Annotated in this window: 13 protein-coding genes and 1 pseudogene; 7 read left to right on the top strand and 7 right to left on the bottom strand. The window is 68.7% G+C overall.

Translation table 11 applies throughout. The features are described 5' to 3' along the window. The first annotated feature begins 3 nt into the window (after window positions 1–3). Window positions 4–738, top strand: coding sequence for a nucleotidyltransferase family protein (locus tag D473_RS0115800; protein ID WP_026127007.1), 735 nt, complete (start codon window positions 4–6; stop codon window positions 736–738). Window positions 739–780: 42 nt separating this feature from the next. After that, window positions 781–1,578 carry a tyrosine-protein phosphatase gene (locus D473_RS0115795; protein ID WP_026127006.1) on the top strand — a complete coding sequence of 266 codons (798 nt, stop codon included), beginning with the start codon at window positions 781–783 and terminating at the stop codon, window positions 1,576–1,578. Between the two features lie 21 nt (window positions 1,579–1,599). Here D473_RS0115795 and D473_RS0115790 read toward each other — a convergent pair whose 3' ends face one another. Beyond that, window positions 1,600–3,201, bottom strand: coding sequence for a hypothetical protein (locus D473_RS0115790; protein WP_017610030.1), 1,602 nt, complete (start codon window positions 3,199–3,201; stop codon window positions 1,600–1,602). A 210-nt stretch (window positions 3,202–3,411) separates the two neighbouring features. Continuing rightward, window positions 3,412–3,684, bottom strand: coding sequence for a hypothetical protein (locus tag D473_RS0115785; protein ID WP_017610029.1), 273 nt, complete (start codon window positions 3,682–3,684; stop codon window positions 3,412–3,414). Window positions 3,685–4,257: 573 nt separating this feature from the next. Here D473_RS0115785 and D473_RS0115780 point away from each other — a divergent pair. The 3 genes and pseudogenes from D473_RS0115780 (at window position 4,258) to D473_RS0115770 (ending at window position 8,843) form a co-directional block, all read left to right on the top strand. Continuing rightward, a complete protein-coding gene (locus D473_RS0115780; protein WP_026127005.1) occupies window positions 4,258–6,303 on the top strand; it encodes a SpoIIE family protein phosphatase in 2,046 nt (681 codons plus the stop codon). Window positions 6,304–6,551: 248 nt separating this feature from the next. After that, window positions 6,552–8,226, top strand: a pseudogene (locus D473_RS25770) (RNA polymerase sigma factor). A gap of 320 nt (window positions 8,227–8,546) precedes the next feature. Further along, on the top strand, window positions 8,547–8,843 hold the full coding sequence (locus tag D473_RS0115770; protein ID WP_026127004.1) for an MTH1187 family thiamine-binding protein: 297 nt from the start codon (window positions 8,547–8,549) through the stop codon (window positions 8,841–8,843). 41 nt (window positions 8,844–8,884) lie between these two features. Here D473_RS0115770 and yaaA read toward each other — a convergent pair whose 3' ends face one another. Further along, on the bottom strand, window positions 8,885–9,625 hold the full coding sequence (yaaA, locus tag D473_RS0115765; RefSeq protein ID WP_017610026.1) for a peroxide stress protein YaaA: 741 nt from the start codon (window positions 9,623–9,625) through the stop codon (window positions 8,885–8,887). 87 nt (window positions 9,626–9,712) lie between these two features. Here yaaA and D473_RS0115760 point away from each other — a divergent pair, with 87 nt between their 5' ends. Continuing rightward, window positions 9,713–10,393 (top strand): GNAT family N-acetyltransferase, encoded by a 681-nt coding sequence (locus tag D473_RS0115760; RefSeq protein ID WP_026127003.1) that lies wholly within the window; start codon window positions 9,713–9,715, stop codon window positions 10,391–10,393. A gap of 138 nt (window positions 10,394–10,531) precedes the next feature. Here D473_RS0115760 and D473_RS0115755 read toward each other — a convergent pair whose 3' ends face one another. Continuing rightward, the gene (locus D473_RS0115755) at window positions 10,532–10,756 is read right to left on the bottom strand and encodes a DUF7455 domain-containing protein (RefSeq protein ID WP_026115812.1); all 225 of its coding nucleotides are present in this window, start codon (window positions 10,754–10,756) and stop codon (window positions 10,532–10,534) included. A 477-nt stretch (window positions 10,757–11,233) separates the two neighbouring features. Here D473_RS0115755 and D473_RS0115750 point away from each other — a divergent pair, with 477 nt between their 5' ends. After that, window positions 11,234–13,339: a DNA gyrase/topoisomerase IV subunit B gene (locus tag D473_RS0115750; protein WP_017610024.1), complete on the top strand. Its 2,106-nt coding sequence runs from the start codon at window positions 11,234–11,236 to the stop codon at window positions 13,337–13,339. A gap of 105 nt (window positions 13,340–13,444) precedes the next feature. Here the strand turns inward: D473_RS0115750 and D473_RS0115745 are convergent, their stop codons facing one another. From D473_RS0115745 to D473_RS0115735, 3 genes are all read right to left on the bottom strand, one after another. Beyond that, on the bottom strand, window positions 13,445–14,587 hold the full coding sequence (locus D473_RS0115745) for an L-cysteine desulfhydrase Cds1 (RefSeq protein WP_017610023.1): 1,143 nt from the start codon (window positions 14,585–14,587) through the stop codon (window positions 13,445–13,447). A 56-nt stretch (window positions 14,588–14,643) separates the two neighbouring features. Then, on the bottom strand, window positions 14,644–14,970 hold the full coding sequence (locus D473_RS0115740) for a tetratricopeptide repeat protein (protein WP_017610022.1): 327 nt from the start codon (window positions 14,968–14,970) through the stop codon (window positions 14,644–14,646). 197 nt (window positions 14,971–15,167) lie between these two features. Beyond that, a complete protein-coding gene (locus D473_RS0115735) occupies window positions 15,168–15,689 on the bottom strand; it encodes a beta-class carbonic anhydrase (protein WP_017610021.1) in 522 nt (173 codons plus the stop codon). Between the last annotated feature and the right edge of the window lie 126 nt (window positions 15,690–15,815).

Genomic DNA, 15,815 nt, shown 5'->3' with positions numbered 1-15,815 from the left:
CCCATGACGAGCGCTACATCCCCGAACCCCCAGACACCGGTCACCCAGGCGTTGATCCTCGCCGGGGGTCAGGCGACCCGTTTGCGGCCCTACACCGATACCCGGCCCAAGGCCATGGTCGAGGTGGCCGGGCGCCCGATCATCGACTACCAGCTCGAGTGGCTCGCCGACCACGGCGTGAAGCAGGTCGTGGTCTCCTGCGGCTACAAGGCCGAGGTGCTGCGTGAGCACCTGTCGGCCCGTACCGGCGGCCCCGAGATCTCCCTCCTGGTCGAGGACGAACCGTTGGGACGGGGCGGGGCTCTGCGCTACGCGGCCACCGGTCTGAACGACCAGAACGCCCCCTACTTCGCCCTCAACGGCGACGTGCTCACCTGGTTCTCCCTCGCGGAGCTGACCGAGCACCACCGAACCAAGGGCGGTCTGGCCACCCTCGCCCTCGCCCGGTTCCGCACCACGTGGGGCATCGTCGACGTCGACGCCGACGACCGCATCGAGGGGTTCACCCAGAGCCCGCTGCTGCCGGTGTGGATCAACGCCGGTGTGTACCTGTTCGAGCCCGCCATCACACCGTTGTTTCCGGCCCGGGGCGACCACGAGTCCTCGACGTTCCCGGAGCTGGCCGAGGACGGAGAGCTCACCGCCTACCGCATCGACGGTTTCTGGCGGGGCGTCGACACCGCCAAGGACGTCAAGGAAGCCGGCGGTGAGATCGCCGCCCTCCGCGAGCAGGGCTGATCCCTCCATCGCCCCGGCACCCCGTGACCTGGTGACGGGGCGATGGATATGGTCTGCTTCGTGAACAGAGACGGATTCATCCTCCCCAGCGCCCCCAACTTCCGCGACCTCGGCGGACACCGGACCGAGAGCGGGCGCACCGTCCGCCCGGGCCTGCTGTTCCGCTCCGACGCCCTGCACTCGGTCTCCGAGGAGGACCTGTCCACCTTCAACGGCCTGGGCATCCGCCAGTTGCTCGACCTGCGCACCTCCCACGAGCGCGAGAACCTGCCCGACATCGTGCCCGAGGGTGCCGAGTACACCGTCGTGGGTGTCCAGGACCCCGAGAAGGCCGGCGCCAACTTCTCCCGGACCCTCACGGACCCGGAGGCCGCACGGGCCATGTTCGGCAACGGGGGCGCCACACGGTTCATGGACAAGGTCTACCGCGACCTCGTCAACGACACCGAGGCCCTGGCCGGCTACCGCGACCTGGTCGAACGTGCGGCCAAGGGGCCCACCTCGCTGGTCTTCCACTGCAGCGCCGGCAAGGACCGCACCGGATGGGGCGCGGCGCTGCTGCTCACCCTGCTGGGTGTGGAACGCGGGACCGTCGTCGGCGATTACATGGAGAGCAACACCCGCCAGGCCAACACCGAGAAGTGGATGCGGTTGTTGTCGGAGCACAGCGGGCTGGACTGGGAGGACGTCGTGCCCATGACACGGGTGCGTGCCGAGTACCTGCACATCGCCTTCGATCAGGTCGACGCTGCCTACGGATCCTTCGACACCTACGTGAGCGAGGGGCTGCGTGTGAACGGGGCGACCCTGGAGGCCCTGCGCGAGCGCATGCTGGTGTGAGGTTCCCGGATGCGCTGCCGGTCAGAGGGAATCCAGCCTGCGCCGCAGCTCACTCTCGCTCGTGGCAGCACCGAGTACTTCGTCCAACGCCCGGAGCACCGTGGGACGGGCCACGCTCCGGTCGAGCATACGGCGGGCGGCCGCCCACAGGTTGGGCGGTCGCCCGTGCCAGAGCCGCACAGCCAACCGTTCGAGCCGGTCCAACTCGCGTTCGCGGTCGGGATCGCGCCCGGTCACCGGCCGGTACCAGTGGTCCCGTCCGCTGGAATGGCGGCCGTTGTGCGGGGTCGTGGCGTCGTACTCACCGAAATGGTCCAGCCGCAACAGCGCACGGCGCCCCTGCGAGGTGTCGAGGTCGAACTCGTCCGGGGCCCAGGCCACGATCTCACTGGCCATGAGCGGGAACGCGAACATGCGCCGGGCCAGCGCCGCGAAGTCGCCGTCGGGCAACAGCCGGCGCACGGCCTCCTGGCGCAGACCCAACGGCCGGGCCGGGTCCCGGTAGGTGCGGGCGAAAGCGGCGGTGGACTCCCACACCGCGTCGAGGGTCGCGCCGACCGCGACCTCCGGAAGCCCGTCGCGCGATCCGGCCCACCGCACCCACGCGGCCAGTACGTGCGGCATGGCTTCCTGTTCCTCGGGCAGCAGCACCACCCGTCCGGGCAGCCAGTGCAGCAGGAAGGACTCGACCTTGCGCGGGCTCACCCGGAGGGGACGCCCGCTGTCGATGTCGCACCCGTGAGTGATGATGTGGTCGGTGCAGCGGCTCGCAGCGTAGGAGTCGGACAGCTCGGCCGCCTCGTCGGAGGACAGGAACCGCGCGGCAAGCATGGCGCGCCGGTCGCGCCGCCAGACCGGAACGGGCGAGGGTGCCTCCGGTGAGGGCTCCGGCAGGTGCCGCACCCGTGAGTTGGCCAGGGCGAAGTGCGTGGCCAGCGAGCCACCGGTCAGATCGGAGGCGGTCAACCCCACGGCCTGGGGGACCGGGGCCTCCGAACGGTCGGCGCCGGAGACCACTTGCTCGGTGCGGCGCAGGGCCCGCTCCAACACGGCCCGGGCGGTGGCCGGATCGAGCTCCTCGAAACGTGCGAAGTCGTCGGACCGGGCACGTTCCCGGCACTGCTCGAGCAGGGTCTCGACCTTCGTGGTGATCCAGGCGTCCCGCAGCACTCCGCCGCCGTTGTGGTCCTGGACCAGGATCAGCGCGTGCTCGGCCTCCGGGGAAGCGCCACCCGGCTCGCTCTCGCGTCCGAAGACCAGCACCACCTCGTCGATGTCGCCGAACCGGTCGCCGTTGACGTGGGCCGACAGTGGCGTGACCCAACCCAGTTGGGTGGCCCACCGGGGGACGGTCAGACCCCGCTCACGCAGCGCCATGACCCCCTGTTCGGCCAGGGTGCGCTGGGTGTCGTTGGTGCCCAGAGCGGTCACCGCGGCGAGGATCCCCAGCCCGGCGGGGCGGTCGGAGGTGGTGGCGTGGGCGATGAGGCCCTCACCGAGAAGGCGTTCGACGTCCACACCGGGCAGACGCTCGCCCCACCAACTGCCGAGCATGTCGCTGAAGGCGATCTCGGCGTCGAGCGGGTGGCGCATGGCCAACAGGGCTCTGGCCGCACGCAGCATCTCGTCGAAGACGGCGGTGGGGACGGGTTCGGGGTCTGCAGGTGAAGAAGGCGTTGGGGAGGGCACCACCAGAGGGTATGCCAGAGATTACGATGGGGCGTCGCCGTCTGTCGGGTCTGTGGCGGCCACGGGGGCCGTGGCCTGTACCGACACACGTCGAGGGCACGCGGTCCGAGGTGGACCTGCGTGCCCTTCGTGTCCGGCCCCGTCTCAGCGCGCTCCCGGGACCGGGTGGTGACCGGTGAACAGTGCGCCGGTCGACGGTGCGTCCCGGTCCGGTTGCGAGGGGGTCACCATGGCTTCCAGGTGCTCGCGCGCCACTCGTTCCACCAGGTGCGGGGTGACCGCGATCCCCAGGTGTTCGGCGCATTTCCAGGTGTCGCTGACGCAGCGCTCCACACGTCGGTGGGACAGCGCGCTGTACTCGTCGTGGAGCCGTGCTGAGATCCGGCTCAGATCCTGGACCGGGAAGGTCTGGAGCATTCTCGCTCACACCCCTAGCTGAAGATGGTCTGGACGGTGACCTTCACCCATTTCACTTGTTCTGGAACGACTGTCAACCCCCGCCGCCACTCGTGCCTGATAAAACCTCGGACACCGGACGTTTACCCGGCGGACGCCGTCCTTGCAGGTCAATACTTTAAAGTGGACGATTCGGGCATATAACGGATCAGTTTCGGCGTGTTCATTGCAAAGCTCACCAGAGTACCGAGAACAGGAAAGCGCAGGAGAACACGCGGTCCGGGCGCGACCCCGTCACCACCATCAGACCGTTCAGTGGTTTACCCTTTACGTTCCGCCTTCATGGTCCTGTCGGGCTGACGACGGCCGTTGCGTGAGGATCCGTGTGTCTTATGCTTGTGCCGTGACAGCGGCCGAGAGGAGTCATGGAGCGTGACTCCCGAAGGTCGCGGAGCCCCCCGAGCGCACTTCGGTTCCGCGCCTTCCACGACATCGGTCGTGGACGCCCCCAGACCGACAGGGGCCACGCGGTCCAGACAGAAACCCCCACGAAACACCGTTGGGGAATCCCAGGGTTCCGGAGGTGTCGAGTACGTGAGCGCCGAGACATCGATTCCGCCACCGCGAATCGACCAGGCGGAACTTCCCGATGCGGTGACGTCCCTGTTGACGGATTCCCCCATCGGTTTCGCACTCCTCGGCCCGGACGGCACGTTCGGAACCATCAACAAACGCATGGCCGACCTGCTGGGGCGCACCCCTGCCCAGTGCCTGGGCCGGGAACCCGTCGCCCTGCTCGAGGAGGACGAGGACCCCGGCCGCGCCGCCGCCTACCGCGAATCCCTGGAATCCGTGCGCGAGAGCGGCCAGGCAGTGCGCGACCGCCACCACACCCGTGACGACCAGGTGTGGGAGCTGACCTGGTTCCCCGTCACCGAACCCGTCGCCGGCGAGTACCACGTCGCCCTCCTCGCAGCACGCAACGACGGCGTCGGCCGTGAGGAGCAGCGCCTGCGCGCCCTGCTCGAGGCCGGCAACCAGATCGTGTGGACCGCGGGCCCGGGCGGGGAGTTCCGTGAGGACTGCCCCAAGTGGCGGGCCATCACCGGCCAGGCCCCCGAGGACTTCACGGGCCACGGCTGGCTCGACGCGCTCCACCCCGACGACCGTCCACGGGTCGAGCGCGCCTGGGGCGACGCCGTCCTCGACATCACCCCCTTCGACGCCATGTTCCGCCTGCGTACCCGCTCGGGCGGCTACGACCACTTCCGGGCCCGGGCCCACCCGATCATGGACGGCGCAGAGACCGCCGAATGGGTCGGAACCCTCGTCGACGTCACCACCGAGCGCGAGGCCCTCGAACTGCGCCAACGCCTCAACCAGCAGTTGAGCGAGGCCGCGATGCGTACGGCCCGGCTGCAGAAGGCCACCTCCGACCTGGCCGAGGCCCTGACCGCCGATGAGGTCGTGCACGCCATGAGCGACATCGGGCGCTCCGGCGTGGGCGCGCACCACACCTCCGTGGTCCTGCTGGACCGCGACCACTCCGGCTTGCGGGTCATGGCCGCCGGCCAGGGCCATGATCTGCCCCGGCGCGCGTTCCCCCTCCACCATCCCGACGTGGCCGCCCACGCGGTCGCCAGGAGGCAGGCGGTACTGGTGGACTGCCCGGCCGACCTGCGTGCGCTCCTGCAGGAGGCCCCCGAGGTCGAGGAACTCATCGAGGCCACCCCCGAACGAGCCTGGGCCGCCCTGCCGATGATGGTCGGCGGGCGCCCCATCGGCGCCCTGCGTTTCGCCTTCACGGACCCGCGTGAGGTCGGCGAGGAGGAACGGGTCTTCCTGGAGGCCCTGGCCGGTCAGTGCGCCCTCGCGATCGGACGGGCCATGCTCTACGAACGCGAGCACGGGACCGCCGAGGAGCTCCAGCGCAGCCTGCTGCCCGAGGAACTCCCCGAGGTGGAGGGCGTCAACCTGACCGCCTTCTACCGGTCCGGCTCCCAACACGTGCAGGTGGGCGGGGACTGGTACGACGCCTTCCCCCTGCCGGACGGGCGTGTGGCCGGGGTCCTCGGCGACGTCATGGGCAAGGGTATCCCGGCCGCCGCCGGGATGAGCCGGATCCGCAACGCCCTGCGGGCCCTGGCCTTCTCCATGCCCGAACCCGCGGACGTGCTGACCGGATTGGACCGCATGTTCGAGGCCACAGAGGGAATGGACCAAGTCACAACACTGGTCTACTTCGTTCTCGACCCGGTCACGGGCCAGCTCGATCTCAGCAACGCCGGGCACCTGCCGCCGCTGCTGGTCGCAAATGCCGGTCCCTCGTTGCTGGAAACCGCCCCGGACACACCGCTGGGGATCAGCTCGGAGCGAGGTCATCACAAATTCTTCGTGCAACCCGGTAACACCGTGGCCCTGTACTCCGATGGACTGGTCGAGAACCGCAAACGCTCCGTCGACGCCGGGTTGGACGAGCTCGTCCACGTGGCGTCGGAGGCGCCGCCGGAGGTCGTGGGCGACCCACAGCAGATGCTGGAGTACCTTGTGGAGAGCATGCTCGAAGGGTACGAGCAGGACGACGACGTCACGCTGCTCGCTGTTCAACTTCCGGTGATCGATTCGGCGCCGGAGCGGTAGACCGTACGAACAAGTCCAATGTCTTGCTTACAGTGAAGAAGCCGTTCCATCCCGCGACGCGGGGATGAAGCTCGGCTTCCCCGCCCCGTGGGGGATCCCAGGCCGCAGGTGGGAGAGGGTGACGTGCCCGGTCCCGGCCAGGCGGGCCACCGGGTCCGAAGTCTCGCCACACGTCCGTTCGAGAGGTGTTTGTGTCATCTGCCAGTTCGACTCGCTCGAAGCAGTCCGAGTCACTGCAAGAGCCCGTCATTCAGCAGCTGATCGAGCGTGGGCGGTCCCAGGGCTTTCTTGAGCCCGAGGACGTGCGCCGTGCCTTCGAAGAGGCCGAAATCCCCATGTCCCAGGCGCAGTCCGTGCTCCGCAGCCTCGCCAAGGAAGGTGTGACGGTCCTCGTTCCCGAATCGGCTTCTTCGCGGCGCAAGTCCTCCTCGCGGCGCAAGTCCTCCTCCAACTCCAACCGTGCCGCGTCCACCGGGACGCGCTCGGCCGACCAGCCCGCAGCCGCGGCCAAACCCGCACGTGCGGCCGCTGCGGAGGAACAGCCCGAGACGGTCACCGCCGTCGTGGACTCCTCCGACGACGAGCAGGCCGAGGAGAAGAAGGCCCCTGCCAAGAAGGCGGAGGCCAAGAAGCCCGCTGCGAAGAAGACTGCGGCGGCCAAGACCACCGCCAAGTCGACCTCCAAGAAGAGCGCGGCCAAGAAGACCAGCACGANGCACGGCCGGCACGGCCGGCACGGCCGGCACGGCCGGCACGGCCGGCACGGCCAAGAAGTCGGGCAAGAAGGACCTCGAGCTGGCCCCCGCCGGTGAGTTCGCCGACGAGGAGATGGACGACCTCGAGCACACCGGCGCCGAGCTGGAGCTGGTCGAGGACCCGGCCGAGACCGAGAAGAAGCCGGCCAAGCCCGAGGCCGTGGGCGCCCCGACCAAGCCCACCAGCGAGGACGATTCCTTCGTCCTCTACGAGGACGACGACGACGCCCCCGCAGCCCAGGTGGTGGCTGCCGGTGCCACTGCGGACCCGGTCAAGGACTACCTGAAGCAGATCGGTAAAGTGCCGCTGCTCAACGCGGAGCAGGAGGTCGAGCTCGCCAAGCGCATCGAGGCCGGCCTGTTCGCGGAGGAGAAGCTCTCCGACGAGAGCGACGCCCTCGCCTTCGAACTGCGCGACGAGTTGGACTGGATCGCCGAGGACGGCGGGCGCGCCAAGAAGCACCTGCTCGAGGCCAACCTGCGTCTGGTCGTCTCGCTCGCCAAGCGTTACACCGGCCGCGGCATGCTGTTCCTGGATCTCATCCAGGAGGGCAACCTCGGTCTGATCCGTGCGGTGGAGAAGTTCGACTACACCAAGGGCTTCAAGTTCTCCACCTACGCCACGTGGTGGATCCGCCAGGCCATCACGCGCGCCATGGCCGACCAGGCACGCACCATCCGTATCCCGGTGCACATGGTCGAGGTCATCAACAAGCTCGCGCGTGTGCAGCGCCAGATGCTCCAGGACCTGGGCCGCGAGCCCACCCCGGAGGAGCTGGCCAAGGAACTCGACATGACCCCGGAGAAGGTCGTCGAGGTGCAGAAGTACGGCCGAGAGCCGATTTCTCTGCACACACCGCTGGGCGAGGACGGCGACAGCGAGTTCGGTGACCTCATCGAGGACTCCGAGGCGATCCAGCCGGGCGAGGCGGTCAGCTTCACCCTCCTGCAGGAGCAGCTCCACTCGGTGCTCGACACCCTTTCCGAGCGCGAGGCCGGCGTCGTGTCGATGCGCTTCGGTCTCACCGACGGCCAGCCGAAGACTTTAGACGAGATCGGCAAGGTCTACGGTGTCACCCGTGAGCGCATCCGGCAGATCGAGAGCAAGACGATGTCGAAGCTCCGTCATCCGTCGCGTTCGCAGGTGCTCCGTGACTACCTGGACTAGGTCCCGTCACAGGTAGTGAGTCAGACCGAAGAGACCGGCTCCGATGCGCCGCCCCGACCCCTCGGGGCGGCGCATCGTCGCGTCGAGTGCCCCCGCCCGCGCGCGGGTGTGGCGATCAGTCAGCGTTGATCTCCGCGAGGTGTGTACGGCACCCGTGTTCACCAAGGCGTGTTCCATCCGACGGCATCATGCTGCCGCAGGTGCTGTAGGTGTGGCATAAAGTTGCGATACTGGGTCGTATCGTGACAGCGGGTGACGGCTCGTGTGCGTTTCCGAAGGACATGCTTGAAGTGCCCCGGGGGCGGATGCAGCATGGGGTCATGATCCTTGCGTTCTCCGTAGCCCCGGAAGGTAATAGCGAGTCTCTTGCGCCGGCTGTGGCCCGAGCGGTCCGGGTGGTGCGCGAGAGCGGCCTCCCCAACGAGACCTCGGCCATGTTCACCACTGTCGAAGGTGAGTGGGACGAGGTCATGGACGTCGTCAGGCGTGCCACCGAGGCTGCCGGCCAAGGCACTTCCCGGGTCTCGCTCAGCATCAAGGCCGACATCCGTGAGGGCGTCAGCGACGCCCTGCACGGCAAGGTCGACGCGATCGAGCGGGAACTCGGCAACCGGTGACCCACACGTCCTGAACACCAGGAGCTCGGTCGGGGACCGGCTCAGTCGCGCACGATGACATCGAGCCGTCCCTGGCCGAGCTCCGCTGTGTGTCCCAGGTCGCGCAGGGCATCGGCGAGCTCCTCCGGGGTGCGCGCGTCCACGTTCTCCAGCAGCAGTGAACGGGTGATGTCGCCACGGGTGGCCTTGGCCATGTGGCTGACCACCGACCGCCTGGCCTGCCCGTCCACCACACGTTCGCGCAGCACTCGTACAGCCAGTGCCGCCTTGCTCCTGTAGACGCCCGCGTAGGCCGAGGAGCGGCAGTCCACCAGCAGGTGCCCCTCGGTGAACTCGTCCAGTTCCTTCTTCGCGGCCCGGCGCCAGTACGCGCCCAGCCCGCCCAGCGGCGGCAGTTTGACCCCCATGGACAGCCGGTAGGGCGGCAACCGGTCGGCAGGGCCCACCGCGCCCCACAATCCGGAGAAGACGAGCAGCCGGTCCGTGCGGGGCAGGTCGGCCAGGCCCAGGCGGTCGTAGAGAACCCCGGTGTAGAGCTGGTCGGCGCGCAGGGTCGGTGCCGTCTCCAGTGACAGGTTGCGTTTGAGCGCGTCCGTCTGCGTGGAGGAGAGCCCCAGGATCCCGCGGGCCTCCTCCTCGGGGCCCGAGCACACCTCGATGAGCGCCGCCATGACCTCCTCGCGCGTGGCCGTCAGGCCGGGAAGGGTCAGAGAAGCCAGGTCGAGCGGTGGACCGTCGCCGTCGGTGGCCTTGCCCTCCGAGGGCGGCAGGAGGACGAGCATGCAGGACTCCAGATGGGGAGGGGGCGGAAGGACGCACCCATGGTAAACCCCGGTAACATCGCGGCTTCCGGAGGTGAGGAGGCCGACATGCACGAGTGGGCGCGGCGGGTGGCCGCCGACTGGCCCGCGCTGGAGACGGTCGAACGCGGCGGGTGGCGCCTGGGGAGGAGCGAGGGTGTCACCAAACGGGCCAACTGCGCACTCGTCCTGGAACCCGGCGCCGACGTCGATGTGGTGACCGGATTCTATCGCCGACACGGCCTCGCCCCCTGTGTGCAGGTCTGGCCGGGTGAGGAGGGGACCGGCATCCGGCTGGCCGCGGCCGGATACCGGAAGGTCGAGCCCACCCTCGTGCTCGAGCGGGGCCTCGTCCGACGCCCCGAAGGGCCCGGAACCACGCAGATCGGGACCCGTCCCACTCTGGAGTGGTCGGCCCTGACCGCCGGTTCCGAGCGCCAGGCCCGCGGGGTCGAACGCATCCTGGGTCAGGTCGCGGCCGGTTACGGGGTCGCGCCGGGCGGGCGGGGACGCGGCTGTGTGGTGGTCGACGGGGAATCCGCGGCGATCTGTTCCATGGTCACCGCCACCGCGTCACGGGGAAGGGGCGTGGGGCGCGGTGTACTCGGGGATCTGCTCACCTGGGCCCACGACAAGGGTGCTCGCAGCGCTTACCTGTGCGTGGTCGAAGGCAACGGTCCGGCGCTCGGTCTGTACGAGGGGTTCGGGTTCGTGCCGGCGAGCCGGTACCACAACCGGGTCCTCGGCTGAGAGGCGTCCCGGGGCCGTGTGGGCCGGTGCGCGAGCCCCAGAAAAAACGTAGGCGGCGGCCCCGAGGGACCGCCGCCTACACAAGCTTTTTCTGTTGTGCCGTACCGGTCGCGGGAAGGTCCCGCGACCGTGCCGTGGCTAACGCTCGTCCGTGGCGTTGTTGCTCTCGTGGAGCTTGTCCGTCTCGTCCTGGATGTCCGAGGCGATCTTTCGGATCGAGTCGTCGTGCTTGCGCATGTGGTGAGCGCAGAACAACAGCTCGCCGCCGGAGTTCAGCAGTACCCGGACATACGCCTGTGCACCACAGCGGTCGCAACGGTCAGCAGCCGTCAGCGGCTGGGTGGGGGCAAGGGTTCCAGTCACTTCGCCATCCTCAATACTCGGCGTTAGTCACCTCTGACAACATCTAACCCGGCGCGGACGTTCCCAACCTGATCCCCTGTACGCCGACAGCGGAATCAGCCGGGATGATTCCCTTTCGTCCTCTTTCGGGAGCAATGTCATTGCGCGTCGGCCCTTGTCAACGGTGTACCCCTCGTGCTGGTTCTGCATCCCCGGACCACGGGAGCTTCCCGGCCGCTGCCACCGGTTGCACACGCGGGGAGGTGGTAGTCTCGCGCGAGGTAGGACCCGCCGACCGCGCGGAACACCCGATGCCGTCGCGCACCCAGCGGCGGACGCACACCGCCGGCCACTTTTGTCCCCTCCCGTCCCGACGACCGTGTGAGGGATCACCACTCTTCGGCGCGGCCCGCCCCTCGTTCAGTCAGTGCGGCGCGGTACAAAGGGCACGCACCGCTACTGGAGCCCGATGGCCCTCAAGACGCAGGAGATGTCCGAGTGACCGCCTTGACCGCAGCCGTCCACGACCCCGAGGACTATTCCGCCCGGCACCTGTCGGTCCTCGAAGGTCTTGAGGCGGTGCGCAAACGGCCGGGCATGTACATCGGCTCCACCGACAGCCGAGGCCTCACCCACTGCATGTGGGAGATCATCGACAACTCCGTCGACGAGGCCCTGGGCAACTATTGCTCCCGCATCGATGTCGTCCTCCACGCAGACGGTTCCGTCTCCGTGGCCGACGACGGACGCGGGATCCCGGTGGACGCCGAACCCAAGTCCGGTCTCTCCGGTGTCGAGCTCGTCATGACCAAGCTCCACGCGGGCGGCAAGTTCGGCTCCGGTTCCTACAACGCCTCCGGTGGACTCCACGGTGTCGGAGCCTCCGTGGTCAACGCCCTCTCGTCCCGACTCGACGTCGAGGTCGACCGCCAGGGCCACACCTACGCGCTCAGCTTCCGTCGCGGCATCGCCGGCCGTTTCGGCGGTGCCGGGCCCGACGCCGAGTTCACCCCCAATTCCGGCCTGGAGCAGGTACGCAAGGTCGCCCAGAAGAACACGGGCACCCGCATCCGCTTCTGGCCCGACAACCAGATCTTCCTCAAGGAAGCCGACATCGCGCGTGAGTCCCTGATGGACCGTGCGCGCCAGACGGCCTTCCTCATCCCCGGGCTCACCATCGCCGTGCGCGACGAGCGCACCGAGGGCGCCCCCCACTACGAGGAGGAATTCCGCTTCGACGGCGGGATCGGCGAGTTCTGCACCTACCTGGCGACCGACGAGGCCGTCAGCGACGTGCTGCGCGTCCAGGGCAGCGGCACGTTCAACGAGACCGTGCCGGTGTTGGACGAGGAGGGGCACATGGTGCCCACCGACGTCGAGCGCCGCCTCGAGGTCGACATCGCCCTGCGCTGGGGCAGCGGCTACGACACCACCGTGCGTTCCTTCGTCAACGTGATCGCCACTCCGAAGGGCGGAACCCACCTCAACGGGTTCGAACGTGCCCTGGTGCGGGTGATCAACGACCAGCTGCGCGCCACCAAGCTCCTCAAGAACAGCGACGACCCCGTCACCAAGGACGACACCCAGGAGGGCCTGACCGCGGTCGTGACCGTGCGCCTTCCCGAACCGCAGTTCGAGGGCCAGACCAAGGAGATCCTCGGCACCTCCGCCGCGACGCGCATCGTCTCCCAGATCATGGGCTCGCACCTCAAGGAATGGCTCGCTTCCACCAAGCGCGCGGACAAGGCCAAGGCACGCAACGTCCTGGAGAAGGTCGTGGGCGCCGCCAAGGCCCGCCTGGCCGCCCGCCAGCAGCGTGAGACCCAGCGCCGCAAGAACGCCCTGGAGAGCTCGGCGCTCCCGGCCAAACTCGTGGACTGCCGCAGCGAGGGCCTGGAGCACAGCGAGCTCTTCATCGTCGAGGGGGACTCCGCGCTCGGTACCGCCAAGCTGGCGCGCGACTCGGAGTTCCAGGCGCTGCTGCCGATCCGGGGCAAGATCCTCAACGTGCAGAAGTCGTCGGTGGCAGACATGCTCAAGAACGCCGAGTGCGCCGCCATCCTGCAGGTGATCGGTGCCGGTTCCGGGCGCAGCTTCGACATCGACGCCGCGCGGTACGGCCGCATCATCCTCATGGCCGACGCCGACGTCGACGGCGCCCACATCCGGTGCCTGCTGCTCACCCTCATCTACCGCTACATGCGCCCCATGCTGGAGGCCGGGCGGGTCTACGCGGCGGTACCGCCGCTGCACCGCATCGAGATCACCAACACCAAGCGCAAGCGGGGAGCCAAGAAGGAAGACCGCTACATCTACACCTACTCCGACGCCGAGCTGCAGCGCATCCTGCTCGACCTCGAGAAGCGCGGTATCTCCTGGAAGGAACCGGTGCAGCGGTACAAGGGTCTGGGTGAGATGGACGCCGACCAGCTCGCCGAGACCACCATGGACCCGAGCCACCGTACGCTGCGCCGTATCCAGGTGGAACAGGCCGAGGAGGCCGCGTCCGTGTTCAGCCTGCTCATGGGCAACGAGGTGGCCCCGCGCCGCCGGTTCATCCAGGACGGCGCGCAGGAGCTCGACGCCGCACGTATCGACGCCTGAGGCACCGAACACCAGGGACCCGGCCGTGGGCCGGGGCCCTGGCGGTGGTCGCAACGCCCTGCCTTCCGGGGATCGCGGCCACCGTTCCTGTTTCACGGGCGAGGATCAGGCGCGGGGAGGCTCCCACACACCTTCCGACAGCAGCCGCTCGATCGCCGTGCGGTAGGGGGCCGGATCCATGCCGCGCTCCTTCACCCACGTGTCGTCGTAGTAGCTGTGCTGGTAACGCTCGCCGCCGTCGCAGATGAGCGTGACCACACTGCCTCTGCGGCCCTCACGGAGCATGCGGGCGATCAGGTGCCACACACCCCACAGGTTCGTTCCGGTCGAGCCGCCCGCCGACAGTCCCGTCCGGTCGTGCAGGTCCCGCATGGCCGCGATACTGGCGGCGTCGGGCACCGGCATCATCAGGTCGATCACCGAGGGGACGAAGCTCGGTTCCATGCGGGGCCGGCCGATCCCCTCGATGCCCGAGGGCCTACCGGTCCCGTAGTCGGAGGCGCCCGTCACCCACCCCGGGAAGAACGCCGAGTTCTCGGGGTCGACCACAGCGAGCCGAGTGCCCAGGCGGCGGTAACGCAGGTAGCGGCCGATGGTTGCCGAAGTGCCCCCGGTACCGGCCCCCACGACGACCCACTCCGGATGGGGATAACGCTCCAGTGCCAGCTGCTCGAAGATCGACTCGGCGATGTTGTTGTTGCCCCGCCAGTCCGTGGCCCGCTCGGCGTACGTGAACTGGTCCATGTAGTGCCCGCCGGTCTCGGCGGCCAGGCGCTCGGCCTCGGTGTACATCGCCGGGGGAGCGTCGACGAAGTGGCAGCGGCCGCCGTACCTCTCGATGAGCGCGATCTTCTCCGGGCTCGTGCTGCGCGGGATGACCGTGACGAATTCCAGCCCGATCAACTGCGCGAAGTAGGCCTCCGAGACCGCGGTCGACCCGGAGCTGGCCTCCACGATCGTCGTTCCCTCGGCGATCCACCCGTTGGCCAACCCGTACAGGAACAGGGACCGGGCCAGGCGGTGCTTGAGGCTGCCCGTGGGGTGGACCGACTCGTCCTTGAGGTAGAGGTCGATGCCCCATTCCTCCGGGAGGGGGAAGGCGTGCAGGTGGGTGTCGGCCGAGCGGTTGGCGTCGGCCATCACCTTGCGCACGGCCTCGTCGGCCCACCGGCGTGTGGTGCGGGTGTCGCGTTCGACCCACGGGGGGTTCTCGCCGGGTTCGGGGACGTGCGGTGGAGGTGAGATCATGGCAGCCACCATAGTCGGGCCGCGCCGGAGAGCTCTCGGCGCGGCCGCGTGCGGTGTCAGTCCAGGCTGCCGCCGGACATCACCGAGTACATCCGGCGGTAGGTGGCCGCTTCCTCGTAGCGGTTCTGCCGTTCGAGGGTGCGTGCCAGAGCGATGTGCGCCCAGTTGTCGACGGGGTCGAGTTCGATGAGCCGGCGGAAGGTGCGCTCGGCCTTGTTGAGCTGTGCCGAGCCGAAGTAGGCACGTCCGAGCAGCTCCATCATGGAACGGTTCTCGGTCTCCTCATCAGCCACGGGTTCGAGGATGCGGGCCGCGTAGATGGGGTCGCCGAGTTCCATGAACAGGCGGGCGCGGTTGAAGGTGTCGTAGGTGCTGTCAGCCACGGTGCTCCTCTCGACGACGAGCCGTCTGGGGGTGAGAACCGCCCGGAGGACGTCGGCATTCCCCGCCCCCCAGGAGACCTACCCACCACCGCGGCCCGCGGCGCGTTCACCGTGAGCGGGTTCTCCGCCCCGGCACACGCGGTGTGTTTCCCACCTGCCCACGCACGCCGGTGCTGCTCCGTCGGCCTGTCACGTGTTCAGAGGCCGGTGGGGTCCACACGGCCGGTGTCCACGTCGTAGATGGCGCCGGTGACGGGCAGGCCCTCGGGAAGCAGCGGGTGGTGGCGGATGCGCTCGAGATCGTGGCGGAGCGCGCCCCGCTGGTTGTTGTCGGTGTGGAACTCCAGGCTCCGGGTGTCCACGCCGTACTGCTCCTCGATGACGTCGTGCACCGCGTCGTCGCCCTCCACGGACGCCATCTTGCAGCGGGTGTGCGGCAGCACCAGTACACGGTCCACACCGAGCAGGTACACGGCCAGGACCAGCGTTCGCAGGGTGTCGTCCGTGACGCGGGCGCCCGCGTTGCGCAGGATCTTCGCGTCACCGGGCTCCAGACCCAACATGTCCAGGGGCTCGATGCGCGAGTCCATGCACGTGATCAGAGCCAGACCGCGCTGGGCGACGGGCTGCAAGCCCTTCAGCTGAAAGTTCGCGGCGTACTCGGCGTTGGCCGAGAACACGTCGTCGAAGGCGGAGGGGGTCTTGTCGGACTGGCTCATTCTCGTGCCCTTCCTCGTCGTGATCGTCGGTGTGCACGGCCGTGCACACCGCAGGGACGTCGTGCGGCCGTGCGCAGGCAACGGATCCCTGCGCACGGCACGTCACGACACACGCCCGGTACCGGA

The organism is Nocardiopsis xinjiangensis YIM 90004, assembly GCF_000341145.1.
GTDB lineage: Bacteria > Actinomycetota > Actinomycetes > Streptosporangiales > Streptosporangiaceae > Nocardiopsis > Nocardiopsis xinjiangensis.
This window is presented reverse-complemented; position numbering and strand designations above follow the sequence as displayed.